This window comes from Spirosoma panaciterrae DSM 21099, from assembly GCF_000374025.1.
Taxonomy (GTDB): Bacteria; Bacteroidota; Bacteroidia; order Cytophagales; family Spirosomataceae; genus Spirosoma; species Spirosoma panaciterrae.
Genome location: NZ_KB893196.1, coordinates 28,701 through 55,301, shown reverse-complemented (window position 1 = coordinate 55,301; position 26,601 = coordinate 28,701). Strand labels below are relative to the sequence as shown.

At 49.9% G+C, this 26,601-nt stretch carries 20 protein-coding genes; 12 read left to right on the top strand and 8 right to left on the bottom strand.

From position 1 onward, the window contains the following. Positions 1–7: 7 nt before the first annotated feature. Positions 8–1,246 carry a M16 family metallopeptidase gene (locus B153_RS0122640; RefSeq protein ID WP_020599036.1) on the bottom strand — a complete coding sequence of 413 codons (1,239 nt, stop codon included), beginning with the start codon at positions 1,244–1,246 and terminating at the stop codon, positions 8–10. Positions 1,247–1,345: 99 nt separating this feature from the next. Between B153_RS0122640 and B153_RS0122635 the strand changes: the two genes are divergently transcribed. Continuing rightward, a complete protein-coding gene (locus B153_RS0122635) occupies positions 1,346–2,461 on the top strand; it encodes a tetratricopeptide repeat protein (RefSeq protein ID WP_020599035.1) in 1,116 nt (371 codons plus the stop codon). A gap of 52 nt (positions 2,462–2,513) precedes the next feature. On the opposite strand, the gene B153_RS0122630 is transcribed toward B153_RS0122635, so the two are convergent. Continuing rightward, complete coding sequence (locus B153_RS0122630; RefSeq protein WP_020599034.1) at positions 2,514–4,430, bottom strand: DNA polymerase III subunit gamma/tau; 1,917 nt, start codon at positions 4,428–4,430, stop codon at positions 2,514–2,516. A gap of 161 nt (positions 4,431–4,591) precedes the next feature. Here B153_RS0122630 and B153_RS0122625 point away from each other — a divergent pair, with 161 nt between their 5' ends. Next, positions 4,592–5,206 (top strand): trimeric intracellular cation channel family protein, encoded by a 615-nt coding sequence (locus B153_RS0122625; protein ID WP_026262374.1) that lies wholly within the window; start codon positions 4,592–4,594, stop codon positions 5,204–5,206. Positions 5,207–5,243: 37 nt separating this feature from the next. On the opposite strand, the gene B153_RS0122620 is transcribed toward B153_RS0122625, so the two are convergent. Next, positions 5,244–6,044, bottom strand: a complete 801-nt coding sequence (locus B153_RS0122620) for an ion transporter (RefSeq protein ID WP_020599032.1) — start codon at positions 6,042–6,044, stop codon at positions 5,244–5,246. Positions 6,045–6,504: 460 nt separating this feature from the next. Between B153_RS0122620 and B153_RS0122615 the strand changes: the two genes are divergently transcribed. From B153_RS0122615 to B153_RS0122595, 5 genes are all read left to right on the top strand, one after another. After that, positions 6,505–7,215: a GNAT family N-acetyltransferase gene (locus tag B153_RS0122615; protein ID WP_020599031.1), complete on the top strand. Its 711-nt coding sequence runs from the start codon at positions 6,505–6,507 to the stop codon at positions 7,213–7,215. Positions 7,216–7,623: 408 nt separating this feature from the next. Beyond that, complete coding sequence (locus tag B153_RS0122610; RefSeq protein ID WP_026262373.1) at positions 7,624–7,968, top strand: hypothetical protein; 345 nt, start codon at positions 7,624–7,626, stop codon at positions 7,966–7,968. 152 nt (positions 7,969–8,120) lie between these two features. Further along, positions 8,121–10,475: a TonB-dependent receptor gene (locus B153_RS0122605; protein ID WP_040761871.1), complete on the top strand. Its 2,355-nt coding sequence runs from the start codon at positions 8,121–8,123 to the stop codon at positions 10,473–10,475. A gap of 2 nt (positions 10,476–10,477) precedes the next feature. Continuing rightward, positions 10,478–11,509, top strand: coding sequence for a DUF4249 domain-containing protein (locus B153_RS0122600; protein ID WP_020599028.1), 1,032 nt, complete (start codon positions 10,478–10,480; stop codon positions 11,507–11,509). Between the two features lie 63 nt (positions 11,510–11,572). Further along, positions 11,573–12,892: a cryptochrome/photolyase family protein gene (locus tag B153_RS0122595; RefSeq protein WP_020599027.1), complete on the top strand. Its 1,320-nt coding sequence runs from the start codon at positions 11,573–11,575 to the stop codon at positions 12,890–12,892. A 32-nt stretch (positions 12,893–12,924) separates the two neighbouring features. On the opposite strand, the gene B153_RS0122590 is transcribed toward B153_RS0122595, so the two are convergent. The 4 genes from B153_RS0122590 to recQ all read right to left on the bottom strand — a co-directional run bounded on the left by B153_RS0122590 (position 12,925) and on the right by recQ (position 19,078). Continuing rightward, the gene (locus tag B153_RS0122590; protein ID WP_245564928.1) at positions 12,925–14,163 is read right to left on the bottom strand and encodes a lytic transglycosylase domain-containing protein; all 1,239 of its coding nucleotides are present in this window, start codon (positions 14,161–14,163) and stop codon (positions 12,925–12,927) included. A 94-nt stretch (positions 14,164–14,257) separates the two neighbouring features. Next, positions 14,258–15,484: a lytic transglycosylase domain-containing protein gene (locus B153_RS0122585; protein ID WP_020599025.1), complete on the bottom strand. Its 1,227-nt coding sequence runs from the start codon at positions 15,482–15,484 to the stop codon at positions 14,258–14,260. 186 nt (positions 15,485–15,670) lie between these two features. Further along, entirely contained in the window at positions 15,671–16,762 is a 1,092-nt protein-coding gene (locus B153_RS0122580) for a lytic transglycosylase domain-containing protein (protein ID WP_026262371.1), read from the bottom strand. Positions 16,763–16,951: 189 nt separating this feature from the next. Then, positions 16,952–19,078, bottom strand: coding sequence for a DNA helicase RecQ (recQ, locus tag B153_RS0122575; protein ID WP_020599023.1), 2,127 nt, complete (start codon positions 19,076–19,078; stop codon positions 16,952–16,954). Between the two features lie 203 nt (positions 19,079–19,281). Between recQ and B153_RS0122570 the strand changes: the two genes are divergently transcribed. Further along, the gene (locus B153_RS0122570) at positions 19,282–19,857 is read left to right on the top strand and encodes a hypothetical protein (RefSeq protein WP_040761869.1); all 576 of its coding nucleotides are present in this window, start codon (positions 19,282–19,284) and stop codon (positions 19,855–19,857) included. A 53-nt stretch (positions 19,858–19,910) separates the two neighbouring features. Here the strand turns inward: B153_RS0122570 and B153_RS0122565 are convergent, their stop codons facing one another. After that, complete coding sequence (locus tag B153_RS0122565; protein ID WP_040761875.1) at positions 19,911–20,438, bottom strand: hypothetical protein; 528 nt, start codon at positions 20,436–20,438, stop codon at positions 19,911–19,913. A 119-nt stretch (positions 20,439–20,557) separates the two neighbouring features. On the opposite strand from B153_RS0122565, the gene B153_RS0122560 reads away from it, so the two are divergent. From B153_RS0122560 to B153_RS0122545, 4 genes are all read left to right on the top strand, one after another. Continuing rightward, positions 20,558–22,930: a penicillin acylase family protein gene (locus B153_RS0122560; RefSeq protein WP_020599019.1), complete on the top strand. Its 2,373-nt coding sequence runs from the start codon at positions 20,558–20,560 to the stop codon at positions 22,928–22,930. A 160-nt stretch (positions 22,931–23,090) separates the two neighbouring features. Beyond that, positions 23,091–24,875 (top strand): arginine--tRNA ligase, encoded by a 1,785-nt coding sequence (gene argS, locus B153_RS0122555; RefSeq protein ID WP_026262370.1) that lies wholly within the window; start codon positions 23,091–23,093, stop codon positions 24,873–24,875. Between the two features lie 80 nt (positions 24,876–24,955). Continuing rightward, positions 24,956–25,573, top strand: a complete 618-nt coding sequence (locus B153_RS0122550) for a glutathione peroxidase (protein ID WP_020599017.1) — start codon at positions 24,956–24,958, stop codon at positions 25,571–25,573. An 89-nt stretch (positions 25,574–25,662) separates the two neighbouring features. Beyond that, on the top strand, positions 25,663–26,556 hold the full coding sequence (locus tag B153_RS0122545; protein ID WP_020599016.1) for a 1,4-dihydroxy-2-naphthoate polyprenyltransferase: 894 nt from the start codon (positions 25,663–25,665) through the stop codon (positions 26,554–26,556). Positions 26,557–26,601: the final 45 nt, after the last annotated feature.

Sequence of the window (26,601 nt, the reverse complement as noted above, 5' to 3'; positions counted from 1 at the left end):
GCTGGTTTTATTCGGCAACCCGGTAATAGAGCGTTGAACAGTTTTCTTTGCGCAGCACCTTACGGGCCGTGGCCTGAATGTCGTCGGTGGTTACGGCCTGAATTAGCTCGGCCTCCTGATTGACTAAATCCGGGTTTCCGGCATTGGCTGCGTAGGCTAGGTTCATGGCCCGGTTTAGTAACTCGACTTCCGAGAAAGCCAATGTGGCTTCGGCCTGGTTTTTAACCTTCGCAAGTTCGTCTTCCGATACGGGCTGGTCAATGAATTCATGCACAATGGCTTCGACAGCCGCATCGGCTTCTTCCAGCGAAACACCTTTATTGACATTGCCCTGAATAACGAGCAGTCCGGGGTCGATAGAGGCTGTAATATAGGCATTTACACTGCTGAACATCGGGGTGTCGCGCAGGAGTTTCTGGTACAAACGCGACGATTTACTGCGGCCCAGCATATCGCTCAGTAGATCGGTTGTGTGAAAGCCAGGCTCAAAACGGCCGGGCATGTGGTAAACTTTGTACAAGCTGTTGAGAGGAACTTTGGCGGAGGTCTCCAGCTTTCGCGCTTCGGTCTGGATCGGTTCGGCCGGGAGCCGACGGAAATACGGTTCGCCTGCCGGGATCGAAGCAAACCATTTGGTACACAATTGCTTGACCTGCTCTACAGTTACGTTGCCAGCTACAACCAGAATGGCGTTGTTGGGCAGGTAGTATTTATAGAAGAACGATTTAACATCGTCCATCGTAGCCTCTTCGATATGGCTGATGTCTTTTCCGATCGTAGCCCATCGGTAGGGATGTTGCTGGTAAGCAAGCGGCCGAAGCTTGAGCCAGACATCACCATAGGGTTGGTTCAGATATCGCTGCTTAAACTCTTCGATAACCACTTTTTGCTGTACATCCAGTACTTGCGGATCGAAGGAGAGGCTCAGCATCCGGTCCGACTCCAGCCAGAAAGCCGTTTCCAGGTTCGCGGCTGGCAGAGTAATGTAATAATTCGTAATATCGGGGCTGGTGAACGCATTGTTTTCACCGCCTACCTTCTGCAACGGTTCGTCGTAAACCGGAATATGGCGTGACCCACCAAACATTAAATGCTCAAACAAATGGGCGAACCCGGTTTTGTCCGGATTTTCGTCGCGTGACCCAACATTGTATAAAATATTGACAGCGGCCATGGGCGTCGATTCATCTTCGTGAACGAATACCCGCAGACCATTATCGAGAACAAACTCTTCGTAATGAATCATAGCTAAGCAACAGCAATTAATCTTCGTTCGATTAAGCGCATTGAACAAAAGTACGCTTCTGACTGTATAGAATCAAACGACGTAACTACACCAAGCGCTTTGTCTATTCTGAAAAATACCCTTTTAAGTCTGTTCTTCCTGATAGCCCCGCTGATTGCTCCCGCACAGCTACTCAATGACGCTTCGGCTCAGCAGACTATTTTAAAGGCGCTCGACCATATCTATAGCCTTGAGTTTACGGAATCGGATGCGTTGATTCGGCAGTTACAGACCCGCTATCCGCAAAATCCGGCGGCCTACATTCTACGGGCTACCCAACTGGATATTCAGCACTTACCATTGGCTGAAAATAAAGCCGCTACAGCCCAGTTCGTTCAGGCCGTTGAGCAGGGATTACAGTTGTCGAAGCGAATGCTAGCCAAAAACGAAGAGGACCCCGAAGCTATTTTCTTTATGTTGACCTGCCATAGTTATATGGCTATGCTTTACAACAATCAGGGCGAATCGCTAAAAGCCGTTGGGGAGTCGAAAAAAGCCTATAGTTACCTGCGCGATGGGTTTAAGCTGATGGAAAAGAATCCAGACTTCTACTTCACTACCGGGTTGTATAACTATTATGTGGAACGATACCCTATCGACCACCCGATTGTCAGGCCGTTTATGGTTTTCTTCGCCGATGGCGATATTCCGCTGGGTATCCGTCAGATGGATGTGGCTACCCGAAAGGCTGTTTTTATGCGGCCAGTGGCCAATTACTACCTGGCACACCTGCTGATGAAGCATGAAACCAGTCCGGCACGGGCTACCGTATATACCAAGTATCTGGTAGAGAAATATCCCGATAACCCCTTGTTTGCCATGAGTTATGCGGAGTCTTTACTGCTGGCAGGACGTTATGCCGAAGCCCGTCCTTCTGTGCAGCGGTTAAAGCAGATGCCAAACAAACTGGTTCCGCTGGCGTACCATACTTTTTCGGGTATGCTGGCCGAGTATCTGGATAAAGACGACAAAGAAGCAGCCGAATACTACAATCAATCGCTTAAGCTACCCTACAACGATCCCTATACAAAAGAATATCTGGCCTTTGCCTACGCGGGATTAGCCCGGATCGCTGCCCGCGCCAACGACGCTACCCGCGCCCGGATGTATTACAAAAAAGCCTTATCGATAGGCGAGTATAAATCCTTGATCAGAGAGGCCAAAGGGTATAAGTGATGTATGATATAGGATGTATGATGTAGATCACTAGTACATCCTATATCATACATCAATAATCTACTTCCAGGTTCAGGACTTTGCGGAGTTCGTGCAGGGCAGGGTTCTTTTCGGCCATGTAGTTGTATTTATCCTGCGAGCTGTAAATCATTTTCTTCACTTCCTGAATAACCACCTGATGCTCAATCTGAATCTGGCTATTCTGAAGCTCCCTACGTAAATAACCCAGCAGTTCAGGTTTTAACTCCGTCAGAAAATCTACCTGAAGCGTATTGTCGAGTGTCAACCGAATGGTCGTACCATCCAATACCAGGTCGCGGTTCAGGACAACCTGCTCGGAGGTTATGTCATTCTGTTGGCGACGCAGCCGGGCAAAGGTAGACCACTGATCCCTTAATTCGTCGAATGTGAACGATTTGTCGGGCCGGGTGGGGGCCTTTACTGTAGTCACTTCTTCTGTATCCGTTGCTGCGGATGCGGGACCAGCCGTCAAGGAAATGGTCGTTCGCAGACGACTACTTGCGGGTCGGGCCGGGGGGGCATACTGAGGTTTAGGAGCAACCGGAGCCTGAGCCTCTACCGTTACAGGGGCATTGGCCAGAGCGGTATGTCCGTTAGTCGGAGCTTTTACGGCAGCCGATGAGCCATTGGTCGATGGGCTCGATTGGTAGCCATTAACGGGTTCGCTCGTAATGGGATGCGTAGTCAGTGGCTGACTGGCAGTGGGCGTTGGAGGCTCTGGTCTACTGACTGCTGATGGGCTGGGGATCGGTTCGCCGTTTTTTTTTTCAGCGCCCGATTGGGCTAGCGAAGTAGCATCGCCATTATGCGTTCCATGAAGCGGCAATTCCGGCATTGAATCCCAGTTCAGAACATGCCGCAGATTGGCCAGTTTCATCAGCCACAGTTCGATGTGTAACCGCTGATCTTTGGCCTGCTTGTAGTTCATGTCGCATTGACCGCCCAGGCTGAGAGCCGAAAGCAAAAACGACATAGGAGCCTTAGCCGACTGATCGAGGTATTGCCGCCGGACGTTTTCGGTTACCTGGAGCAACTGAACCGTTGCCGGGTCTTTGCAAACCAGCAAATCACGGAAATGACGGCAGAACCCGACCACAAACTGATGGCCGTCGAACCCTTTCCGGAGGATTTCGTCGACTGTCAGTAAACTTTGAGGCAGATTACCTGCCAGCAGTGAGTCGGTTAGTTTGAAATAATAATCGTAATCAAGAATATGCAGGTTATCCAGTACTTCCTTGTATCGAATGACCCGGTCGGCAGCGAAGGTAACGTTCAGGTCGAACATCGACAGCGCATCCCGTAGGCCCCCATCGGCTTTTTGAGCAATCAGATCAAGGGCTTCGGGCTCGGCCGTAATGTCTTCTTTTGAGGCAATTTTAGCCAGGTGGTCCGAAATATGCCCCGGCTGAATTCGGTTGAAGTCGAAAATCTGGCAGCGCGACAGAATCGTCGGCAGAATTTTGTGCTTTTCGGTTGTTGCCAGAATGAAAATCGCGTAGGATGGGGGTTCTTCCAGGGTTTTCAGAAAGGCATTGAAAGCCGCCGACGAAAGCATATGGACCTCATCGATGATGTAGATCTTGTATTTGCCCGATTGAGGTGGGTAACGAACCTGATCGATCAGATTCCGTATATCTTCGACCGAGTTGTTAGAGGCCGCATCCAGTTCATGAATATTAAACGAAGCATTTTGAGTAAAACTCACGCACGATTCGCAGGTATCGCAGGCTTCCCCTTCGGGCGTCAGGTTTTGGCAGTTAATGGTTTTGGCCAGAATCCGGGCACAGGTCGTTTTGCCAACGCCACGTGGCCCACAAAATAAAAACGCCGACGCTAAGTGATTGGTCTTGATAGCGTTCTTGAGGGTAGTTGTAATATGCTCCTGACCTACCACGGTGTCGAAGGTAGCCGGACGGTACTTGCGGGCCGAGACCACGAAATTTTCCATACTGCAAGTTAGCAGGTTGGGGTCGGAAAGGCAAAAGGTATTTGGCGAAGTACGGGCAGGCGAACCTGAGCCTAACGGCAAAGAATTTCAATACCACTTGATCCAGTGTAAGTTTGCGGATTGATCGCCCGGCGCTATTTCTGGACGATTCCTTATTCGCTATGACTATCTGGTATATCATCGATCTGGTTGGTACAAGTGTCTTTGCCATTTCCGGGGCACTTTCGGCCCTGAGTAAGAAAATGTACCATGATGTAGTGGCCTTGTTTTTTGTGGGCTTTCTGACGGCGGTTGGTGGAGGAACAACCCGGGATGTTATTATGGGGGCCCATCCGATTGCCTGGATACGAGACCCGACTTATCTGATTGTTATTTTTATCAGTGTCATTATGGCTGTAGTAGGACGTCGCTTATGGCGTGGGGCTTTCCGACGCCCTTTACTCCTGTTCGATACTATTGGTTTGGGGCTGTTTACGATTCTGGGTATGCAAAAAGCCTTGCTGGCTGGCGTCAACGATTGGGCTGCCATACTGCTGGGCATTATTACAGCGCTGTTTGGTGGGGTCATCCGGGATACGTTCGTGAATGAGCTACCGCTTATTTTAGACCGACAACTGTATGTTACGCCTTGCCTATCGGGCGCGATCCTTTACCACATCAACGCACGTATGGGCGTCGATCCAACGCTGAACGTCATTGTATCGGCCGGCTTGATTACTTTATTCAGGCTGGTTGCTATCCGGCAGGACTGGACATTGCCCCGGATTCAGAATTGATGGTTGCTTGTTCGTTGTCCCAATTTCCGCCCCGCGCTTAAATCTCCTTACCGCAATGGGGGCATCGCTGACGACTATGGCCTCCTTTATGATGGCGGATGTGTTCGTTGAAACCCGACACCAGAATACCGGTTGGTAAAGCAAATACACCAATCCCGACAATGGCCGCAATGCCACCTAAAAACTTCCCCAATGGTGTAATTGGGTGAATGTCGCCGTACCCTACGGTTGTCATGGCCGTAACTCCCCACCACATGGTTGCCGGAATACTCGAAAACTTGTCGGGTTGCGCGTTGTGCTCTACATAGTACATAATGCTGGAAACAATAATGAGCATAAAAACGACCAGGATCGTACTTAGAACCAATTCCTCCTTTTTGTCGGAAACGACACTTTGAATGAGCCGGAAGGCATGTGAGTAGCGTGAAATTCGGAACAACCGGAATATGCGGAACAGACGCAGAATCCGAACGATGGCCAGGTCGGTGGCAAACAGCGAAAAGTAGAACGGGAAAATGGCTAGAAAATCGATAATGGCTGAAGTCGAAAACATATAGCGTAGTCGGCCCCAGAACGGATGGTGGTATTTCTCATTTTCGACGCATACCCACAGACGAAGGAGATATTCAAACGTGAAAAAGCTGACGGAAAATACCTCAAAATCGTAAAATAAGCGGGCAAAGCGCTGATTATAGTCTGGTACTGTGTGTAAAACGATAGCGATGGCATTCAGGGTGATGATGCCGATCAGCACCAGGTTGAAGACCAGACTAACACCACGGCGCTTTCCAGCCGAAGTTTCAAGGATACGGTAGAGTGACCTACGAATGTGTAGCATGACAGGAAACGGAAGGGAATGCAAGCTACTCACCAAAAACTGAACTTACCATGCGAAGGCCCAGAAAGCCGCCAGCTATATACGTTTGGCAAAAATAGTGTAGTGAGTATTTGTGACCTGCTGATAGTGAGCCGTCTATATTATTGCATTTAACATTCAATAAATATGTTTTGACCATTAACGAACTATCCTGCAAAAAAACCGTTATTTTATTGCAGGATACGGATAATCTCTCTAACATTGTCCGCTTTTTTCTGCACAAACCAATGGCAAAGCTCGTTTATTTACCGACTTTCTTCCATACTACGCCATTTCGGTTTAGGTCCGAAAGGACTATATCAATTTGTTTGCCTATGCGGTAGACGTTTTCGCCCATTTTCTCGTTTTAATTTTCACAACAAACCAGCTCCGGATTGCGCTGTCTCCGTATACGCGGCTTTACAACCGCCATTAAACGACAATGATTAAGCCCGAAATAGTCAACGATCAATATATTGTTCAGGTCGCCAGTGAAGATCATCTTCGGCTGGCCGAAACCATCTGCCGTGAGATGGAAGAGAGTGCGAAGGCCCGGGGAACCGGTATCGCCAAGCGTTCACCGATTTATGTCATGGAAAAAATGCTCGAAGGGAAGGCAATTATTGCCACGACCCTCTCGGGCGAATGGGTTGGGTTTTGCTATATCGAAACCTGGGACCACGGTAAGTTTGTGGCCAATTCGGGCCTGATCGTGCATCCCGATTACCGCAAGAGCGGGATCGCTACCCGAATCAAAGCCAAGGCGTTTGAACTCTCCCGGACCATGTTTCCGACGGCCAAGATTATCGGGATTACGACCAGTCTGGCCGTTATGAAAATTAACTCGGACCTGGGCTATCAACCCGTAACGCTGAATGAGTTGCCAGCTGATGACGCCTTCTGGAAAGGTTGCCAGACCTGTGCGAACTTCGACATCCTGACGCGTACGAACCGGAAACACTGCCTCTGTACGGGTATGCTTTACGACCCCGAAGAGCACAAGAAAGAGGAGAAGGATGAAAAGTGGAACTTTCTGAAAGAGTCGAAACTGTATGAGCGCTGGATGCGCATCAAGAATCGTATTCTGTTGCGTTTGAATCCGTCCGAACGGTCGCGGTCGCGCAGACCCGAACGCGAAATGGAGGTTGCCTGAATACGTTCCTTCTTTTGTACAATATATGCCAAAGGCCCGGACAATTCCCGGGCCTTTGGCATTTCTGCTTCTGTACTTAGTTTGATGGCCGGTTTGCCATCAGCAAAGGCATTAAAAAGATGGCTTCTTAACAATTTCTTAACATTAGCCGTCAGAATTTTATTTTGGTGTATAGGTGATTTATATGTGGTTGATTGACTATACGCACAATAAAGACGGTTTGAGCCAAATATTATAAAAATTTAGACAAATAATAGGTTTTTTTGGTGTTCGTCTGGAAGTGCAGATGAAGCTGATTTGATAACATTGACGTAATATTTGTGTATTATTAACCTACCATTTGCCTTAGGTACGTTCAGGCAGTTTATGGATGAGTTGGACCCTTGTTTCACTTAATCTGTTGAAGTCATGAAAAAATACCTTTATCTACTTATGCTGGTAGGCTTCCTGGCAACACAAGCTTACGCACGGCCTTTTGCTCCGCACAAACCGACAGCACCCCAGGTGACGATGGAGCAACAGATTGCCCGGTACATTTCTTATCCGAGTATATTAAAGTCGACCAGGCTGGCAAGCGTTGTGGTGATTCAATTTCGAATCAACGAAGCCAGTGAGGTATGTCAACTAAAAGTTTTTAGCCAAAACGATGAGTTGAATCATTCGTTGATTCGCCAGCTAACCAGTAAGAAACTGGTGGGATACGGCCGTGTTCCTGACGAAGTATATACGGTTCGACTGCATTTTGAACCTTAAGTAATTTTACCCGATAGCCCTTCTTGTGCTCCCCGAAAGATACCCGCTCCGGCAAGGGTATCTTTCGGGGAGTTCGTATTTTTAATCCATTTCGTTCAAAACGGTTTTGTAACTTAGTCCTTTATTTATAGATTATTCCTATACCGCACGCTATGAGGCTTCGGCTCTACGTTCTTTTTCTTTTCAGTCTTTTTGGGTCGTCAACATTCGCACAGCAAAAGCTTCGGCTCTCAGTGGTCGTGCGCGATGGAGCTACAAAAAAGCCAATTCCCGGAGCTAGTTTGTTTATTGCCGAAACGAAGGCAGGGGCCAGAGCCGACAGTGCTGGGGTGATTTCGATTAACCATGTGCCGGGCATACTGACCCTATATGTGTCGGCGGTGGGCTATTTTCGGGGCCGGGAAACCGTGGTACTTGATTATAACAAACGCGTCGAATATTTCCTGCAGCCACGCTCTACAGATCTGGAAGAAGTTGACGTGCGGGCTCTACGCGAGGATAAAAACATCAAGGCTGTACAGATGGGTCAGATTCAGCTCAGTATGCCCGAGCTGAAGCGGATGCCGGTTGTGTTGGGTGAACCCGATATTCTGAAAGCCCTGACACTACAGGCGGGTGTTACCACGGCGGGCGAAGGCGCTGGTGGGTTTAATGTACGCGGTGGCCGATCGGACCAGAATCTGGTTCTTTTTGATGGGGCTCCGCTGTTCAATACCTCTCATTTGCTGGGATTCTATACGAATGTCAACCCCGATCTGGTTCAGGATGTTAGTTTAAATAAAGGCGCTTTTTCGGCTCAGTACGGTGGGCGTGTATCGTCATTATTACTCATGAGCAGCCGGAACGGGAACAAGGATGGCTGGCGGTTGTCGGGCGGGCTTAGCCCGGTTAGTGCGCGGGTCGTTGTGGATGGACCTCTCTCCAAAAAGCTCACCTTGCTGGCTGGTGGGCGCGTTGCTTTTCCGAATTATCTGTTAGGCTTATTTCCGACCGAAAGTGTTAAAAATAGCCGCGCATTTTTTTATGATGGTAGCCTCAAGCTGACGTATACGCCCGACGACCGAAATACGATTGCCCTATCGGCCTATCGGAGTCAGGACAAATTCCGATTTCCGGGCGATACGCTGTATGGCTGGACGTCGGATGTGCTAACGGGCCGCTGGAGTTATCTGATCCGACCCAACCTTCAGTTCAACCTGACAGCACTATACAGCGGTTACCACCTGAATGTGGATGGTGTTGCCCCCAGCCTGACGTTTCGATTCACGTCTTACATTGAGCAACGGGAGGCTAAAGCCGATCTGTTTTATACCCTTCAGCAAAAACACAAGATTCAGTTTGGCCTGAATGGGATTCGGTACGACGTTAGTACGGGCGATGCAGAACCCACAGGAGAGAATTCCAGTATCAATCCCCGTCGGGTTGCGCCAGAGCGCGGGCGGGAGGTAGGAGCGTATGTGAATACCGAATGGGAACTAACGCCCAGAATTACCTTACAGGCCGGAGTACGGTATTCGGCATTTGCTTATCTGGGGGCACAAACGGTTTATACATATGTGGATAACCTGCCCCGTTCGGAAGAAACCATTCAGGACTCGACCCGCTATGGCAATGGTCAGGTTATACAGGCCTATGGTGGCTTTGAACCCCGGCTGGCATTACGGGTGCAGATGGCGAAAAATACGGCCATCAAAGCCAGTGCCGGGCGAACCCGCCAGTATATAAACCTGATTTCAAATACAACGGCCATTACACCGCTCGATTTCTGGAAAATGAGCGATCGGTACATCCCTCCTCAAATTGCCGATCAGGTATCGCTGGGGCTGTTTCAGAATTTGAATGAGAATACGTACGAACTGAGCCTGGAGGGCTATTACAAACGGCTGCAAAACCAAATAGAATACCGCTATGGAGCCGATCTGATACTGAACCCAACTCTCGAAACGGCCTTGGTGCCAGCCGCTGGTAAAGCGTATGGTGTTGAGGTGGGCGTCAGTAAAAATAAGGGCCAGTTGACGGGGCAGATCAATTATACCTACGCTCGCTCACTGATTGCGGTTCAAACCCCTTTCGATGAATTGCGCATCAACGGCGGTAACTATTACCCGTCTTACATTGACCGCCCCCATACGCTGAACGTACAGGCGCGTCTGGCCCTGTCGCACAACTGGACATTCTCAACCAATTTCGTGTATTATACGGGTGTACCAGCCACCTATCCCGACGGGCAATTTACGTTTAATGGTGAGCCCGTTCAGGACTATTCCCGTCGTAATGCCGACCGTATTCCTGATTATCATCGGCTCGATGTAGCGTTTTCGAAAGACACACGGTTCAATAAAGCTCAAAAGCGGTATGGGGTCTGGACCCTGGGAATTTACAATGTCTACGCGCACAAAAACCCCTATTCGATCTATTTCACCCGCTACAACCAGCGTACCGAATCGTACCGACTGTCGGTATTTGGCACGATGATTCCATCTATCGCCTATAATTTTTACTTCTAAGTATGCGTCAGTTTATAAGTTATGTTCTGCTTCTGACGGTGTTTACGGCCTGTATCGACCGGGTTGAGTTGCCGATTCGGGCAGAAGCTCCCCGGCTGGTTGTGGAAGGACAGATTACGAATGAAGCCCCTCCTTACACGGTTCGATTGACGTATACCGGAAATTACAGCAGTGGTGGCCAGAATCCATCCGATCAGTATGTCCGGGAAGCGCAGGTGAGCCTGGCCGATGACCGTGGGCGGTCGACGCGTTTTGTGGCCATGGGGCAGGGGCTTTATCAAACAACGGATACTACCTTTCGAGGGCAGGTTGGCCGCGCCTATAGCCTGACCATTGTGCTAAGCGATGGCAAACGGTATGTAACGAAGCCCGAACAGATGCCGGCTGTACCTGTAATTGATAGCATTTCCGGGCATTTGGTTAAAACGAATAATGTGATTAAGCCCTATGCCATGTCGTACGGGGTCAATACGAATGATCCGGCCAATGATAAAAATTACTATCGCTGGACGGGCTATGGCTATACAAACCGCCTTTCGCTGGGTTCGCCATGCTCGCTGGGCAGTCCTAACAAATGCTTCACCCGGTGCTGGACGACCGAATCGACCAATGCCGTGAACATTTACAGCGACGAAGCCATCAATGGAAATTCGATTCGGGATCGGTTTGTGCTGCAGGTCCCTGTTTATGCCATTGGTCCTCAGTTGGTTGAGATTCAGCAATATGGAATGACCCAGACAAATTATCAGTTCTGGAAGCTCTACCAGCAGCAAAACGCCCGAACGGGTAGTATTTTCGATCCGCTGCCCGCGCCCGTAACCGGCAATGTTGTAAACGTGGCTGACCCGGCCGATCTGGCCCGGGGGTATTTTGCCGTTACGTCGATTACCCGAAAACGACTTCGGGTTATTAACTACAGTGCCCCCTTTTATCCGGCTGTGGCCAGTTTCATTGCCAGCCAGATTTTACCCGATGGCGATTGTCGTAATACGTATGGTCCGGTGCCCGTAACGGAACCCGACGGATGGGAATAAGGAAGTTTGGTTGCGCAACATTTTTCATGGACGAATTGTTGCGCAACCAAACCACCCTAACGAATGACAGAACCTCTATCGCTGGTTTGGCTCCGGCGCGATTTGCGATTGCACGACAATGCCGCTTTGTACTACGCTCTGAAAAGTGGCCGCCCTGTTTTACCCGTATTTATTTTTGACCGCACGATTCTGGATGCGCTGGACGAACGTACCGACCGACGGGTTGAGTTCATTGTTCAGGAAGTTAATCGCCTACAGAATGAACTGACCGCTATGGGCTCAACGCTCGTAGTGCGGTATGGGCATCCAGTGGCTGTCTGGAAGGAGTTGATTCAGCAGTATGCGATTGGCGACGTGTTTGCCAACTCCGATTACGAAGTATATGCCAAGCAGCGGGATAAGGCGATTGCTGAACTATTGAGTGAACACGGAATCGGGTTTCACACGAGTAAAGACCAGACTATTTTTGATCGGGACGAAATACTTAGTGGTAAAAAAGCGCCCTATACAGTTTTCACGCCTTACAGTAAAAAATGGCATGAAGCCCTGACCGACTTTTATCTTCGGTCGTATCCAACCGAGCGTTATTTTTCGCACTTCCATAAAACCCGGCCCGAACCCATTCCTACGCTGGCCGAACTGAACTTTAAGCCGGTAGGTGAGTCTTTCCCGGCTCGGAGCGTGTCGGCCGGTTTGTTGAATGCTTATAAAAAAACACGGGATTTGCCAGCCCTGGCGCATGGAACCAGTCAGCTAAGTATCCATCTGCGCTTTGGCACAATCAGTATTCGGGAACTAGCCCGACAGGCGCAAGCGGCCAGCGAGGGTACGTTTCTGAATGAACTGTGCTGGCGGGATTTTTACTTTCAGGTATTACACCATTTCCCCCACGTTGAAAAAAACTCGTTTCGCCCAAAATATGACCGGATTGAGTGGCGAAACAACGAAGACGAGTTTGCCCGCTGGTGTGAAGGGCGTACAGGCTATCCGATTGTGGATGCGGGCATGCGTCAGCTCAACACAATTGGCTGGATGCATAACCGGGTCAGGATGATCACGGCTAGTTTTCTATGCAAGCATTTGCTGATCGATTGGCGATGGGGCGAAGCATACTTTGCCAAAAAACTGCGCGATTACGATCTGGCGGCCAATAATGGGGGCTGGCAGTGGGCAGCGGGTTCGGGTACCGATGCCGCTCCTTACTTCCGGGTGTTCAATCCGAGTTTACAAGCTCAAAAATTCGATCCCAAAGAAGTTTATATTCGACACTGGGTGCGGGAGTTGGGAAGCCCTGCGTATCCAAAACCCATGGTCGATCATGCCACAGTGCGCGAACGGGCCATCGCCACCTACAAAAAGGCACTAAACCAACAGGAAGAGTAATAGGGCCTGTACAAGTAACTTATCCAGATACTCTATAGCTTCCATTGGACTACCCAGCCCGGCTTAATGGCCTTTGGGCGAGGCACACCAGCCAAGCCTGTCGCCGGATTCATGGCGATCAATGTGATGGGGATGGTCGTTTGGGTTTGGGCCGAAATGGCTTTGGTCGCTCGTAGAAATAAATTGCCCTGCGTATCGACATCATCCACAACGGCATAAAGCAAATCGCCCGCCTGAAGTTCGTCTTCGCCAATCTGAACGGCTTCGGTCAAGGCAAACGCCCAGCTTTGGCCTACTTTAGGCTGCCCGGCCTTAATCAGTCGGGCAACGGCATCGCCCGTAAAAGCAGGCGTCTTTTTGGGCTTCGATTTGAGCAGTTGTACCAGCAAACTGTCCATAATCATGGCTTCATTTTTCCGGGATGTGCCCGCATCCGAGATCGATTCGATAGGGACACCAATAGGGTCCTGATCTTCGTCCTGGAGCCAGCCCATACGCCGGGCCTGTTCGCGTTCGCGCTCATACGCCTGGCCGGAAGATGCGAGCATCATACCCGCGGCCCCGGCTCCATAGATTGGATTCGTGAACAGTTCTTTCATGGCCAGTATTCGGTAGAGATAATAGCTGGTTTCGGTATTTAGGGCCATGGCATAATAATCTCGGTGCCCCGATTTAGTGATTTTTCGCTGCATCATACCAACGCCACCATTATAAGCAGCCGCTACCAGTGTCCAGGAGCCTAATTTCTGGTGCAGAAACCGTAGGTATTTACAGGCGGCTTCGGTCGATTTATGGAGATCGGTACGTTCGTCGTTACCCGGTGCGATTGAGAGGCCCATATCCTGGGCCGTATCGTCCATAAACTGCCAATAGCCTATAGCCCCGGCCGATGAAACCGCGTTCGACTGCCAGGCACTTTCAATGAGTGGCAGGTATTTAAAATCATTGGGAATATTATACCGGGCCAGAATGGGTTCAATAACCGCAAAAAAGGGAGCCGATCGGGCTTTCAGTCCATTTACATGCTGAATATACCCTGAGCTACCTGCCAGTGCCAGCGCTAGTTTAGCTGAAACTTCACCCTGTTCAGTAGGAACAATCTCCCCGCAAAAATGCAGCCGCTGTGGACCCGCAAGAGGACGCAGAGGTACGGGTTTACTGCGTTCCGATCTGGATTTTGCTCCTGTCGCTTTTTTCTGGGCGGTTGCAGGGAGCGTAAGTAAACTAATGCTAAGGGCAGCCAGCACAACGCTTTTTGTTGTTAGTCTCAAATCAAAAGTCGATTGGTTGGACCTTTAGACAACGCATTGACGAAGAGGTTTAGTTCAGTGAGGAGCCGTGTTCTCTGAAAGGAGAGGTGTTCATTTACAGGGCTTTCCAGGTTAGAATCCACCCTGATTTTATCTGATCAACGTCAGAGAGCTTAATCCCGGTGCGACCTGTGGAGGCATCGATAGCGGTCAGCGACAGATTGTACGTATGCTTTTCGGTGACAGAGTACATTTTGTCGGCTCGCAGATAAAGTTTGTCGGTTTTTGGGTCTATGTCTTCGACAACAGCGTAAAGCACATCCCCTTCTTCAAGAGGTTTTCCATCGGCCATTCCGTTGCGGGTCAGGTGGAAAACCCAGGTGGCTCCTCGTCGTGCTCCCGACGATTCGACCAGTTTAGCCCGGATACCATCCCGGAATACATCGGCTGCGTTTGGCAGAGGAATATCTTTGGGTTTTGCCGTCGTGGGTTGTGTAGCATCGTTGTCAGGGGCCTCGACCGCTTTCTCGGTTACGGTATTAAGCAGCGATTCGGATAGGATAGGCTCCTGCTGATCGGACTCGTAAGTGGGGTTCAGGGGCTCACTCAGATACGCCATCATTTGCTCAGGAATAAGTTGCCGATACGATCTATAGTTGGAAAACAATTCTTTGAACGCCAGAATCCGGTAGAGGTATTTGCCGGTTTCGGCATTTAGGCGCAGGTAATAATAATCGCGCTGCTGTTGACGACGGATATTCCCCAGGAGCGCCCCAATCCCGTGATTATAAGCGGCTGCCGCTAGGGTCCATGAACCTAAACGATTATACAGATACCGCAAATACCGACAGGCTGCGTGCGTCGATTTGACCAGATTCTGCCGTTCGTCATAACCCGGTTCAATAATCAGCCCCAACTCACGGGCTGTGGCAGGCATAAATTGCCAATACCCAACTGCTCCTTTGGGGGATACGGCCATCCCCGTGAGCGCACTTTCGACCAAAGGCAGGTATTTGAAATCCAGTGGAATGTTATGCTTGACCAGGATAGGCTCGATTATCGGAAAAAAAACGGCTGCTCGTTGTCGCATGCGGTAAATGGCCTCGTTTTGAGCCGTATTATGGGCGAAGGCAGACACCAGCCGACGGGCAACAGCCTCTTCATGCAAGGGTACCGATTCTCCGCAGAAATAAACGGAGGGCAACAGCCGGGTTAGTCCCGGATCTATAGGATTTCGATTGATTAACGGCCCGTAGGCTGATGTTGGCAGCAACTCTTTGGATACAGAAACACACGCCACAGCCAGACCCGTCGCCAATGCAAAAGAGGCTAACAAGTTCATTACACAGCAATCGTACCATTTATGGGTTACAGTAATTTAGACGTAAATAGAAATCTATAGTAACTATATAGTTTTAATTTTTCTGTTATGATAAGTTGTATGTTGCTGTATTTGGTTAACCCTAAACGCAGAAAGCCGCTTCAAAAGCGGCTTTCTGCGTTTAGGGTTACTGGTGGTTTTAACGGCTTATAACCAATCCCAGAAATGCAAAGGTCGGATACCTTCGCCTTCGCCTTGCTTCCATTGAAGGATACGGGGGCGACGAAAACGAAGCACCATCAGGCCCATCATTAGCTTTTTAATGGGTAAGTGTGCGCCCTGTTTTTCCAGTGCGGCATCCGGAGCATTCGGTGTATGCTTTACCAGGGCGGCACTGGCAATCAACTGATCGGTATCGGAAGGGGCTTTGGTCAACGTATTGTTTGGCCGAGGACCCCAGATGGGTGATGTATACTCTTCATCAATCAGTTCGATGGTCGGCGCATCCTTAATCTTCTTCGGTACGGCCAGTGGCTTATGCCAGCTTGGCAGTGGCTTGGTAAGCTCGGCAATCGTTGATCCGCTTAGTAGCAAAGCATACTGACGGGGGTTGGTCAGCAATTCCTTAAACGCCAGGATCTGGAAAAGATAAGAGCTGGTTTCGCGGTGGAGCCGAAGTCGGTAATAATTCGAATGGCCCTGCTGCTCCATCTTGTTCATGACGTGCGTAATACCGCCATTATAGGCTGCTGCTACCAAAGTCCAGGAGCCCAGTACTTTATACAACTGGTGCAAATGCCGACAAACGGCTACCGTCGACTTCTCCAGGTCACGGCGTTCATCAATGTGTCTATCCACTTTCAGCCCCAGTTCGCGGGCGGTTCCGGGCATAATCTGCCAATACCCAGCGGCTCCTTTATACGATACACTGCGGTTGTTGAGGGCACTTTCGGCCAGAGGCATAAACCGAAAATCGCGGGGGATTTTGTACTTCCGTAAGATGGGGTCAATAATCGGGAAGAATTCAGACGCTTTGGTGCGAAGGTCCATCAGAAACGCTTCCTGAGCACCATAGTTGCGCAGGGTTTGTGCCCACCGACGCGATACGCGGGGTTCATTAACGGGCACTTCTTCACCACAGAAATAAATTGGAAACAGACGTTTGGTCGAATCAACGACTAATAATTGGGGGTTGTTTAGACCGCTTGACAACGGAAGTACCCGGCTCGTATCGGTTCCAAAAAGTGGGGACCAACTTGGTAGTGTAGTGGCACCAACCCCCGGCTTCATGGCGGCCATGAGCAGTGAAAAACTTACTTCTTTAATCAAAATTATAGTAGTTGTTGTGAGACATAGAGACGAAAAAACCCGCACAGAAGTAACGGGCTCGTAATCTTTACTGAAACGAATTTAGCTGATTATCTGATATATACCAAATTTGGCCTCTAAGAATTATCCAACGGTACCGCTGAAAACAGGATTATATCTTTATAAAAGGCCCGCTACCAGCGTCAGTTTGGCGTAGTCGTACTTCCCTCCTAAATACTCATAAACGGCCTTTAATCGCCCTTCTTCAAGGCCAACGACTCCGATCACTTTTTCAATTTCCTGGCGTTCGTAAGGGTCAATCAACGAGGCCAGATCAATGTCGTAGCCCGACTTGGAAAGTTGCACCAGATGGCTGGCTACAGAGCCGCTTGTAAGCTGCCGTTCGGCCGCAATTTCGTCAATCGACAGGCCTCTGTTGTAAAGATCGAGTGTGAGTAATTGCGTCGCTCCTTTAGGCTTCTCTCCGGCCTGTACACGTCCACGCACATAGCCCACGATCTCGTCCAGAAACTGTTTTCCGAACAACTGAAGTTTACGTTCGCCCACGCCACTGACGTTCCGTAGGGCATCGGGTGTAGTGGGCTTCTGCCGGGCCATGTCTTCGAGCGTAGTGTCTGTGAAGATGACATAAGCCGGAACGTTTTGCTCATCGGCCAGTTGCTTGCGCAGGATTCGGAGCCGCTCGAAGAGTTCGTCTCGCTGCGATTCGGTTTTGGTTCTTGGTTTTTCGACGACGGGTTTGGGAGCATCATCGGGTCGTACCAGATCTATTTTTCGACCGCCGTAAAGTACCTGATCGGCCAGGATACCTCTTCGTAATGCGTAGTGTTGATCGTAGGCGATTTCAATAACCCCGATGTTGATGAGTTGGTGCAGGTAGTTCCGCCAGTCTTCAAAACGAATGTCGCGCCCGGCTCCGTAGGTTTTTATCTGATCGTAGCCTGCCTGCAATACCTGCTGGCTGCGCGATCCCCGCAAAATATCGATCAGCAGATTCATAGGGACACGCTCACCCGTGCGTATCATTGCCGAAAGGGCTTTCTGGGCCAGAATGGTTCCGTCGAAGGTAACGCGTGGATCACGGCAAACATCGCAGTTGCCACAGGGCTCGGGGAGCTCTTCCGAGAAGTAAGAGAGCAGAATCTGACGGCGGCAGGTATGGGCATCAGCATACTGCTGCATCCGTTCCAGTTTGGCCAGTTGAAGCCCCAGATTGGCCGGATTATTTTCGGCCAGCATTTCCTTGTAGGTGGCTACATCGGCAAAGCTGTAAAAAAGAACCGTTTGAGCGGCTGCCCCGTCGCGCCCGGCCCGACCGATTTCCTGATAAAAGCTCTCGATGTTTTTGGGCAGGTTGTAATGAATCACCCAACGTACGTTCGATTTGTCGATGCCCATGCCAAAAGCGATCGTAGCACACATAATCCGCACATCGTCGCGCAGGAAGGCCTCCTGGGTTTTAGTGCGGTCGTCGGGGTCCATTTTGGCATGGTAGAAGGCCGCGCTGAACCCTTTCTCCTGTAGTTTGGCCGCCAGCGATTCGGTCGACTTCCGGCTCAGGCAGTAAATAATACCGGATGTATTGGGCTTTTGCTGAAGGAGTCGGATAATCTGCTGCAGGCGGTTTTGACCCGGCAATACCTGTAAGCTCAGGTTCGTACGGTTGAACGAAGCCACAAACACGGCGGGGTCGACCATCCCTAGCCCAGTCGCAATATCCTGGCGGGTTAGTTTATCGGCGGTGGCTGTCAGGGCAATGGTCGGTACGTGCGGAAACTGTTCTTTCAGGACGTGCAGTTGGGTATACTCCGGGCGGAAGTCGTGCCCCCACGAAGAAATACAGTGGGCTTCGTCGATAGCAAAAAGAGAAATATTGATCTGCTTCAGGAAATGAAAAAACGACTCCGTAAGCAACTTCTCGGGCGAAACGTAGAGCAGTTTAAGCGTTCCTTTCTGGCATGCCGCTTCAATATCACGCTGCTCACGGGAGGTCTGTGTACTGTTATAATAAGCCGCCTGAATACCGTTCATGTGCAGAGCCTCTACCTGGTCTTTCATGAGCGCGATCAGCGGAGAAACCACAATGGTAACGCCCGGCAGCATCAGGGCTGGAATCTGAAAGCAAACGGACTTACCCCCTCCGGTGGGCATCAGTACCACCGTATCGCGCCCGCTCAGTATCGACTGGATAATCGCTTCCTGCATAGGCCGGAAGCGGTCGTATCCATAATATCGTTTGAGGTAATCGGCGGGATTTTGCGTTTGAAGCGGGGGTGTACTAATCATTGGCGTATTCGGGTGATGGTACGCTGGTCGGACAGATGTCAGTAAGACGGGCTAAAAGCCATTGGTGACAGCTACCGGCTACAATCATTCTATCAAATTTAAGAAAAATTTAAGTCATTTTTAGTGTTGGAATGGTGATTTTATCCCCATCTTTCCGTCCTAAGAACCAATTCAATTGTTTCACAAAACCCGATCTAATTTGTATGAACAAGACCCTGTCAATCATGTGCCTTGCGCTAAGCCTTCTGGTTGCTGTCAATGGATGGGCACAGGACGATAAACCGTCGAAAAGCAAAGCAAAGAAAGAACAGAGCGAGGCCGACAAAGATGCCAAAAAGGCGGCTAAAGCAGAGAAAAAAGCCGCCAAAGAGGCTGCTAAGGCTGGTATGGCCGATGCGGATAAAGCCCAGGCGAAGGCAGAGAAAAAAGCGGCTAAAGAGGCCGACAAAGCAAAGACTAAAGCTGATGCCAAAGTGGATAAAGCTGAAAAGAAGACGGATAAAATGGCTGCCAATGCTGGACTGAAAGACGACAAGATGGACAAGCCATCGAAGGCCGACAAGACAGATAAAGCGGACAAGAAAGCCGATAAAATGGCGAAAGCATCGACTCCAGCCGTAAAAGAGGAAAAAGCTACGCCCGCCGACTACAAAGCTCCGGTTGACCCGTCCTCTAAGGGGCCTAATGGGGAGAAAGTTATGGTTGGCCCACGTGGCGGTAAGTATTACATCAATAAAAACGGTAACAAGACTTACCTGAGCAGTACAAAAAGCAAATAACGTCTGGGCAACCAAACACAAAGGGCCGGGTTCATCGAATCCGGCCCTTTGTGTTAATAGGTGGACTGGTAAGATTTTTCCAGAGGAGCACTACCCTGAATGATGCCGTCTTTAATCAGTTGCATAACCAGTTGTCTGGGTAAAACTTCGTTATCACTCAATCCCGTTGTAACGAGTGCTTTCCAGAAAGGGATGCCTGTTGACAGGCTTTTCATTTCCAGCAGAAGTTCGTTGTTCGATGAAATATACCGGCCCGACCCCGATGTGTAGCTTCGATTAAAATCTATTGTTAGTACGACTTCACTCTGGCAAGCCTGGCGTTGTTTTTCGATGGCTTCTTCGGCCGTTTCGAACGAGATTGGGCTATTGGATACGGTACAAACCTGATAGCCGGTCGGAAAGGCTGTTTGTAACGAAGCCAGATAGGCAGGCTTGGTGGCAGGCAGGCGTGATACAATCAGAATTCGCTTAAACTCCGGTTTGGCATCCGCTTTTACGTTCGACTGAAAGGTTGCTGTTACGCAGCTCGTCAGGGCAACCAGTAGGCTGCTGATCAGAAGGCCAGAAACGAGTGATTTCATCCGGTTTAGAAGTTGGTGTTGGGTAAACATACTAACCGCTCAGCGATTTGATTGTTAAATGACTGTTAAACTTCCTGTAAATGGTTTGTTGACTATCTTACGATAAATTCATCAACGCTATGCTTCTACGGTTTACCCTGTTCCTTCTGTTGGTTTCAATCGCTTGTGTTCGTCAGTCAGATAAAGTCCGTCAACTGCCTGGTTTGCAGGAGCCTGTCGACATTGTCCGCGATAAGTGGGGCGTCAACCACATTTATGCAAAAAATGAGCACGATTTATTTTTCGCACAGGGCTATTCTGCGGCTCAGGACCGACTGTTTCAACTCGAAATCTGGCGTCGGCAGGCTACCGGAACCATCGCTGAGCTACTGGGGCCGCAGGAGCTTAAAAGAGATGTAGGAGCCCGACTGTTTCGGTTTCGGGGCAATCTGGATGAAGAACTCAGGCAATATCATCCGCACGGCCCGCAAATTGTCCGGGCGTTTGTTGAGGGCATAAACGCCTATATCAATACCATGCTGAAAACACCGGAACAGTTGCCATTTGAATTTCGGGTGCTCAATACAAAACCCGGGTTATGGACACCAGAGGTAGTGATTAGTCGGCATCAGGGCATTATGGCCAATGTGCGGGACGAGTTGAATTACGGTCGGCTGGTCAATTTGCTTGGTCCCGATAAAGTTCGGGCGTTGCAGTGGTTTCATCCGGTCTCGAAATCCAATGAGCCTGACCTGACCCTGCATGTAAACGGTGACGAATTGTTTCAGCCCATTCTGGAGCTATATGAAGCGTTCCGTCTGCCTCTGAAATACAAAGGCAGACTTAGTAAAGCCGATGAAGATGAAGCCTTTCAGTTCGATAAAGACCGATGGTTCGACACCGAAAAGCAATACACAGGTTCGAACAACTGGGTGATTTCCGGGGCTAAGTCGGCCAGTGGTTATCCGATGCTCGCCAATGATCCGCATCGGTCGCAGGCGACACCTTCACTGCGGTATTGGGTACATCTGGATGCACCGGGCTGGCATGTAGTGGGGGCGGGTGAGCCTACACTGCCTGGTATTTCCATTGGTCATAATGAACACGGAGCCTGGGGGTTAACCATTTTTGAGACGGATAATGAAGATTTGTATGTGTACGAAACCAACCCGGCAAATCGGAATCAATATCGATACAAAGGGACCTGGGTAAGCATGACCACGCTGTCGGAAACGATTCCGGTGAAAGGTGGGCAGCCCGTAAAGGCAATGCTTAAGTACACCCAACATGGTCCGGTCGTTTTTGAAGATACCGTACATCACAAAGCCTATGCCGTGCGGGCCGGATGGCTTGAACCGGGCTGTGCACCTTATCTGGCGAGTTTGCGAATGAATCAGGCCCGAAACTGGGCTGAGTTTCGGCAAGCGTGTGAGCAAAGCCGGGTTCCGGGCGAGAATATGATCTGGGCAGAGCGCCCTGCCAATGGTAAGACCGGAAACATTGGCTGGCAGGTGGTGGCTTTATCGCCTGTTCGTCCGAATTATACCGGGTTGGTCCCTGTGCCGGGCGACGGACGGTTCGACTGGAATGGCTATCTGCCCATACGGCAACTGCCCAACAAACTCAATCCATCCGAAGGGTATATTGTAACTGCCAATAACAACCTGCTGCCACCCCATTATCCCTACCGAAATGCGGTGGGCTGGACCTGGTCATCACCCAGTCGGGCCAACCGGATCGAAGAGGTGTTGAGCAAGGGGAAGCCCAAAAACCTGGCGGATTTTAAAGCCTTACAGGCCGATTATCTGTCGATACCTGCCCGAACGATTGTGCCTTTGCTTCAAAAGCAGACCTCCCCGAATCCCCGAACCCAGCAAGCATTAACCTATTTGCGTCAGTGGGATTATCGGCTTGACCCGAATTCGGTAGCGGCTGCCCTTTTTGTCGCCTGGGACAACGAGCTTAAAGCGGCCGTTTATGACGAGAAAGTGCCCCTGAAAGCCCGTCCGTATATGAAATCGTTACCTACCAAACGGGTCACCGAAGCGTTGTTGCAGGATACTCCCCGTCGGGATAGCCTCCTGATGACGTGTCTGGATAAAGCTGTCGCCGATTTGACCGACCGCCTTGGTCCTGACATGGCGAACTGGCGGTATGGACAGCCCAATTTTAAACACATCACCATCCTGCATCCGCTGAGTGCTCTGGTCGATGGAGCCATGCAGAAGCGGATCAATTTGGGGCCTGTAGCGCGGGGAGGATACGGCGAAACCGTTAATGCTACTTCGTTTGATCTGAACCAGACGCACGGTGCCTCGTTTCGGATTCTGGTCGATACGCAGGATTGGGATAAAACCCTGGGCATCAACACGCCCGGCCAGTCGGGTAATCCTGATAGCCCACATTATGGTGACCTGTTTCCGCTCTGGGCGAAGAATGAGTACTTTCCGGTGTATTTCTCGAAAGAAAAAGTAAAATCTGTAGCCGAAGAGAAGGTTGTCCTGAAGCCGTAACGCAGACATCCTGTCCGCATGGTTAAACGCTTAGGGGGTTGTATGTATGATGAATGCTTCCTTTTCAACCATGCGGACAGGATGTTGGTATGCCGCATCACCGCGATACTTTCGTACTTTTGCTGCCGAAAACTGTACGAACCGACAGTTTCACAAGCGAATGGATATTCAGGAAGATTTAAAAAGTGCGATTCAACGGGCCGTTTCCGAGTTGTACCAACAGGAACTAGGCGAGGTTTCTTTACAACCCACCAAAAAAGAATTCGACGGACTGTATACGTTCGTGACGTTTTCACTGACGAAGGCGTTGCGGCAGGCCCCGGCTCAAATCGGTCAGGCCATTGGCAACTGGCTGGTAGCGAATAGTGCGATTGTGAGCGCGTTCAATGTGGTACAGGGTTTTTTAAATATCAGTATTGCCGACGCAGCCTGGATGAGTGTATTGAACGACATCGCCGGAAATCCAGCCTTTGGCCAGTTAGCTCCCAAAGGGCAGTCGGTAATGGTTGAATTTTCGTCGCCCAATACCAATAAGCCCCTGCACCTGGGGCACCTGCGGAATAATTTTCTGGGCGACTCGGTCAGTCGGATTCTGGCGGCCAATGGCTATGATGTGGTAAAAGCCTGTATTGTCAACGATCGGGGGGTACACATCTGCAAGTCGATGCTGGCCTATAAGCTTTTTGGCAACGACGAAACACCAGAACAGGCCGGTATGAAAGGCGATCACCTGATCGGTAAATACTACGTTCTGTTCGACAAGGCCTATAAACAGCAAGTTGAAGAGATGGTAGGGCAGGGAATGCCTAAAGAAGAAGCCGAGAAAAAAGCTCCCCTGATGCTTGAAGTGCAGCAGATGCTTCGGCTTTGGGAGCAGGGTGATCCCGAAACCGTAGCGCTCTGGCGCAAACTCAACGACTGGGTCTATACCGGGTTCGATGCTACCTACCGCGCCATTGGCGTCAGCTTCGACAAAACCTATTACGAGTCCAATACGTATGTACTCGGTAAAGAGATTGTCGAAGAAGGCTTGCAGAAAGGTGTTTTTTACCGGAAAGACGACGGCTCGGTCTGGATCGACCTGACCGATGAGGGCCTGGACCAAAAACTGGTACTTCGTTCGGATGGTACGTCGGTCTACATGACGCAGGATTTGGGTACCACGGATCTGAAGTTTCAGGATTTTCATAACGACCGCCAGATTTGGGTGGTTGGCAACGAGCAGGATTACCATTTCAATGTGCTGTTTGCCATTCTGCGTCGGTTAGGGCGGCCTTACGCCAGCAATTTGTACCATCTTTCATACGGCATGGTCGATCTGCCAACGGGCAAGATGAAGTCGCGGGAAGGTACGGTTGTCGATGCCGACGATCTGATTCAGGAAACAACTGAAGCGGCCGCCACCGCAGCCGACGAAGCGGCTAAAGGCAAGCTCGACGAATTTAGCGAAGCCGAGAAAACAGCCCTGTTTCATATGCTGGGTCTGGGTGCGTTAAAATACTACCTGCTGAAAGTTGATCCGCAGAAACGAATGCAGTTTAACCCGGCCGAATCGGTGGATTTGCATGGAAATACCGGCCCCTATATTCAGTATGTGTATGCCCGGATTCAGTCAATTCTTCGGAAAGCTGCCGAATCGAATATAGCGCTTGCCGGAAGCGTTTCTGAAACGCAACTTGATGAGATTGAGCAGCAATTGGTCTTTCTGTTGAGTCAGTATCCACAGCGCGTGAAAGAGGCAGGTGACGATTACGCGCCTTCGTATCTGGCTCAGTATGCTTATGAGCTGGCCAGAACGTTTAACCAGTTTTACGACAAGTTGCCGATCCTGAAAGAGACCGATCCCGATACGCTTCAGACCCGTCTCGTATTGGCAAAATCGATTGGTGAAACTATTCGGAAGGCAATGGGCTTATTGGGCATAGAAGTTCCGCAGAAAATGTAGTTACTTTGTTCAGAATCAGTCAATACTAGTTTACTTTCTAAACGTTATGCTTCACGCATAGTAAAACCGAAAAACCAACCATGAAAAAGAATTTCATTTTTACGGTAGTCGCACTGGCCCTTATTTTCTCCCTGTCCAGTTTTATGTCGCTTTCTACGCTTGTTAAAGGGATTTTTGCTGACAAGCGGGCTGCTCTGTCGGCACCTGCTACCAGTGCCCCAACCAAAAGTCTGTATGATTTTACGGTAAACTCGCTGGATGGTAAGCCGGTGGCTTTGAAAGGGTTCAAAGGTAAAAAAGTGGTGATACTGAACGTAGCCTCGAAATGTGGATTCACCCCGCAGTATGCCGATTGGGAGAAATTCTACAAAGAGCATGGTAGCAAGATTGTCGTACTGGGTTTTCCTGCCAACAATTTCAAAAGCCAGGAGCCGGGTTCAAACGAAGAGATTGCTGAGTTCTGTAAGAAGAATTATGGGGTAACCTTCCCGATGTTCGAGAAAGTATCGGTGTTGGGCGAAGATCAGGCCCCGCTCTATAAGTGGCTGACGCACAAAGATCTGAACGGCTGGAACGATCAGGTGCCTACCTGGAATTTCTGCAAATATGTGATCAACGAAAAAGGCGAACTGACCAACTTCTTCGGCTCGAAAGTAAAACCCGAAGATGAAGAGTTTAAGAAAGCAGTTGGTATTTAATTTAATGAGCGAAAGAGTGAAAGAGTGAAAGAGCGAATGTCTTTGGAGGAGATCGCTCATTCACTCTTTCGCTCTTTCGCTTTTTCACTATGAAAAGTTGGATTGCGGCTGCGCGGCCCCGGACATTGCCGCTGTCGTTGGCGAGTATTATTTTAGGAAGTTTTCTGGCTTCTGCCGATGGGCAATTTAGCTGGTCGATTGCGCTACTGGCTGCTCTAACCACCATTTTTCTGCAAATCCTGTCGAACTTTGCCAATGATTATGGCGATGCGGTTTCAGGAAAAGATACCGAACTTCGCGTAGGGCCACGCAGGGCAGTAGCTACCGGCGACATCAGCAAAGAAGCGATGATGCGCGGCATTATTCTGATGTCGGTTCTATCGCTGCTGAGTGGCATTGGTCTGCTGATTGTAGCCTTTTACGGGGCTGGACCAAAACTCTTCTGGTTTTTTCTGGTATTAGGGCTGCTCAGCATTGCGGCTGCTATTGGGTATACGAATGGCAAGCGCCCGTATGGCTACGCTGGGTTTGGCGATATTGCCGTCTTGATTTTCTTCGGTTGGGTGGGCGTACTGGGAACGTATTTCCTGCATACGCTTTCGTTCAACCCGCTTCTTCTCTTACCGGCTACCAGCGTTGGCCTTTTTGCAACGGGGGTTCTGAATGTCAATAACATCCGCGATATTGAAACGGATACCATGACCGGCAAACGGTCGATTCCGTCGCGCTTGGGCCTGTCGCTGGCCATTCGCTATCACTGGGGTTTGTTGATTGCCGGTATGGCTTGCGCACTTGCCTATTCGTTTCTGACGGGAGCGGCCTGGGTGAGCTATCTATATGTGCTGGCCTTCCCGCTCTTTATCCTCAATGGTCGAGCCATTGCCTCTCACCAGCGCCCGGCGGAGCTTAACCCGCGCCTGGGACAACTGGCTATGAGCACGCTATTATTTGTGATCTTATTTGGAATTGGTCAGGTCTTGTAGAAGAACGAGTCGAGCGTGGTCAGGTAGGGTTTGTACCCATGAATT

Coding starts and splice junctions, on each gene's coding strand:
- B153_RS0122610 (WP_026262373.1), top strand. CDS start 7,624: ATGAAAAAATACCTTTATCTACTTATGCTGGTAGGCTTCCTGGCAACA.
- B153_RS0122550 (WP_020599017.1), top strand. CDS start 24,956: ATGAAAAAGAATTTCATTTTTACGGTAGTCGCACTGGCCCTTATTTTC.
- B153_RS0122560 (WP_020599019.1), top strand. CDS start 20,558: ATGCTTCTACGGTTTACCCTGTTCCTTCTGTTGGTTTCAATCGCTTGT.
- B153_RS0122585 (WP_020599025.1), bottom strand. CDS start 15,484: ATGAACTTGTTAGCCTCTTTTGCATTGGCGACGGGTCTGGCTGTGGCG.
- B153_RS0122640 (WP_020599036.1), bottom strand. CDS start 1,246: ATGATTCATTACGAAGAGTTTGTTCTCGATAATGGTCTGCGGGTATTC.
- B153_RS0122630 (WP_020599034.1), bottom strand. CDS start 4,430: ATGGAAAATTTCGTGGTCTCGGCCCGCAAGTACCGTCCGGCTACCTTC.
- B153_RS0122545 (WP_020599016.1), top strand. CDS start 25,663: ATGAAAAGTTGGATTGCGGCTGCGCGGCCCCGGACATTGCCGCTGTCG.
- B153_RS0122625 (WP_026262374.1), top strand. CDS start 4,592: ATGACTATCTGGTATATCATCGATCTGGTTGGTACAAGTGTCTTTGCC.
- argS (WP_026262370.1), top strand. CDS start 23,091: ATGGATATTCAGGAAGATTTAAAAAGTGCGATTCAACGGGCCGTTTCC.
- B153_RS0122620 (WP_020599032.1), bottom strand. CDS start 6,044: ATGCTACACATTCGTAGGTCACTCTACCGTATCCTTGAAACTTCGGCT.
- B153_RS0122605 (WP_040761871.1), top strand. CDS start 8,121: ATGAGGCTTCGGCTCTACGTTCTTTTTCTTTTCAGTCTTTTTGGGTCG.
- B153_RS0122570 (WP_040761869.1), top strand. CDS start 19,282: ATGAACAAGACCCTGTCAATCATGTGCCTTGCGCTAAGCCTTCTGGTT.
- B153_RS0122565 (WP_040761875.1), bottom strand. CDS start 20,438: ATGAAATCACTCGTTTCTGGCCTTCTGATCAGCAGCCTACTGGTTGCC.
- B153_RS0122580 (WP_026262371.1), bottom strand. CDS start 16,762: ATGGCCGCCATGAAGCCGGGGGTTGGTGCCACTACACTACCAAGTTGG.
- B153_RS0122595 (WP_020599027.1), top strand. CDS start 11,573: ATGACAGAACCTCTATCGCTGGTTTGGCTCCGGCGCGATTTGCGATTG.
- B153_RS0122615 (WP_020599031.1), top strand. CDS start 6,505: ATGATTAAGCCCGAAATAGTCAACGATCAATATATTGTTCAGGTCGCC.
- B153_RS0122600 (WP_020599028.1), top strand. CDS start 10,478: ATGCGTCAGTTTATAAGTTATGTTCTGCTTCTGACGGTGTTTACGGCC.
- recQ (WP_020599023.1), bottom strand. CDS start 19,078: ATGATTAGTACACCCCCGCTTCAAACGCAAAATCCCGCCGATTACCTC.